Origin of the sequence: Weissella sp. DD23, assembly GCF_001579105.1 — a bacterium.
In the GTDB taxonomy this organism is placed as follows: domain Bacteria; phylum Bacillota; class Bacilli; order Lactobacillales; family Lactobacillaceae; genus Weissella; species Weissella cibaria.
Window position 1 is genome coordinate 1 of record NZ_KQ970404.1, and the last position, 2,212, is coordinate 2,212.

General features: G+C 33.3%; 3 protein-coding genes. 2 read left to right on the top strand and 1 reads right to left on the bottom strand.

Annotated features, from left to right (window positions below; all coding sequences use genetic code 11):
- Positions 1-230 precede the first annotated feature (230 nt).
- Positions 231-548, bottom strand: a complete 318-nt coding sequence (locus WEIDD23_RS11775; RefSeq protein WP_062359078.1) for a ParA family protein — start codon at positions 546-548, stop codon at positions 231-233.
- A 218-nt stretch (positions 549-766) separates the two neighbouring features.
- Here WEIDD23_RS11775 and WEIDD23_RS11780 point away from each other — a divergent pair, with 218 nt between their 5' ends.
- Positions 767-1,108 carry a hypothetical protein gene (locus WEIDD23_RS11780; protein ID WP_062359079.1) on the top strand — a complete coding sequence of 114 codons (342 nt, stop codon included), beginning with the start codon at positions 767-769 and terminating at the stop codon, positions 1,106-1,108.
- Between the two features lie 286 nt (positions 1,109-1,394).
- Positions 1,395-2,212, top strand: an 818-nt coding sequence (locus tag WEIDD23_RS11785; RefSeq protein ID WP_197458893.1) for a DNA methyltransferase, incomplete at its 3' end; no start/stop codon positions are given.

Sequence of the window (2,212 nt, forward strand, 5' to 3'; positions counted from 1 at the left end):
CAGGTTGTCTTAGTGTTGGTAAGTCTGTTTTAACATTAGTATCTACTGCTTTTTAAATTGTGGTTTTGCCATTTTTAATAGTTCAACTCCTTAGCCAAATTTTCGTAAGATGATCTTGCTTTTTTATAACGCATATCTGTTATCAATGATACTGTCAATTGATATAACGTAACTGATTTAACAAAGTTTAATAAGTGTTTGCTACGAACTTCATTTGGTTCTGCTGCCGCTTAAACAATAAAATTAGATAATGTTTGATTACTTGGGATAATGTCTAAATAGTCGTTAATCTTAATTAAATAGTCACTAGCCTGTTTAGCAGTCCAACCACTAATTAAATATGCCCCTAAGGTGGTCTCTAACTCATCTGAATCAACACCAAAGGTTAAACTAGCGTGTCCTTGTGGATCTCCGTCAATTAACAATGTTTTTTTGTTTGATAACGATAAAACACCGGCTATATTAGTAGCAGTTGTTGTTTTAGCAACACCACCTTTGTTATTGTAGAAAGCTATTATTTTTTCATAATCCCACCTGTAACAAATCATTATAGAAATATGAAACCGTGTCTGCTATAATTCAGCTAACAACTAAATCACGTGTTATATCAAGAGCTAGCGAGTGGTTACACACTTTGACCTAGCAGCAACCTGCCAATCGGTAAGGTGCTCCACTGTAAACGGATATACGTCACTTAACCGTGTTCGTATTCCGAGCGCGGTTTTTTTGTACCCATGTCCAGGTGACGTTAAACAAGGAGAATTTTATGGATACAACAACAGGTTTAAATCAAGAATTGCGCTTTATTTTATTAGAACAATATGGTTTAAAAAAAGTAACAGCTCATCCGGATGTGTCTGAAGATGATCTTATGATCATCATAAGTCATACGACAGAACCAGAAGAGAAAGAATTAGCAGTTAGTCGACTACAAACCATTAATTCAGAACATATTAGAGTAGGCATTGCAGAGTATACAAAAGCTAAGCATGTTAATGGACTGGGTGCAGCTAGGGCCAGGGCACAATTCAAAAATGACTTACAAAAACGGTATGTATACGCATCACCTGTAGAACAATCGGCGATTCACATAGTATTAAGCAATTAATCGTTGACCCGATACGTAGTCCATTTACCCAAAATAGATTTTCTGAAACAAATAAATAACCATGAAAGTGTTACAGTTAGAATGCTTATAAACAACATCTGGGGGATATCGACATAACATACTGTTTAGTTTCTACACCAGATATTAAGATACACTACTTAAATTTAGACTACTGCATATAACTTATGAGGAATAAAAATTGGAAAATATTAGTGTGAAATGTATGCCAAATATTTAATCCTAGATGGGCTCTCAATGTATAAAATTTATAAGGATGAAATATTAAATGAATGAACTAGAAATTGAAAAAAAACCTACTGCAATGACAGCTAATAATCATGCGATACACAAATGGTTCAATTTTGTCGCGGGTTATTCTCCGGAATATGTTGAAGATGTTATTCAAGAATATAGAACGAGAAATAAGTCTGTAGGGGTTATATACGACCCATTTTCAGGTACCGCAACTACAAATGTTGTAGCCAATTCAATGGGAGTAAAATCAATTGGTGTTGAACGAAATCCGTTCTTTTTTAAAATTGGTAGAGCAAAGACAAACGCTCAAAAAATCTTACCGTTAATTGAACAAATAGCTACCATGTTTGAAAAAATTATTCTAATACATGGAGGAAAGACAGAAAGAAAAGATATTACGAGTATATTATCGGCGACATGGAGTGAGTCGGCGTATACCTTTTTAGGGAAGCTATTTGAATTAGATGATCTATATTTACTATTTTTGATGCGTGAACAAGTTTTCTCATTGAAAGGTGATGAGTTAGATGCAGGGTTTATTTACTTGTCCAAGTTATTAGAATACGTAACGTTTGCAAAAACAGATGGTATATATAAGGCTCCGACATCTAAAAAACATAATTTATCGATTTTAAATGCTATTTCTAAGACGAAAGAAGATTTTTTAATGGGTAAAGATGAGATATTAACGATTGATAATTCAGCAGAAATGGTATTCGCTAGCTCTGTAGATTATAAGTTAGAACAAAATACAGTTGATTTAGTTATATTTAGTCCTCCGTATTTAAATAATTTTGATTTTGCAGAAATGACTAGAATGCAGTTATATTTTTGGAAAGATGCAAATTC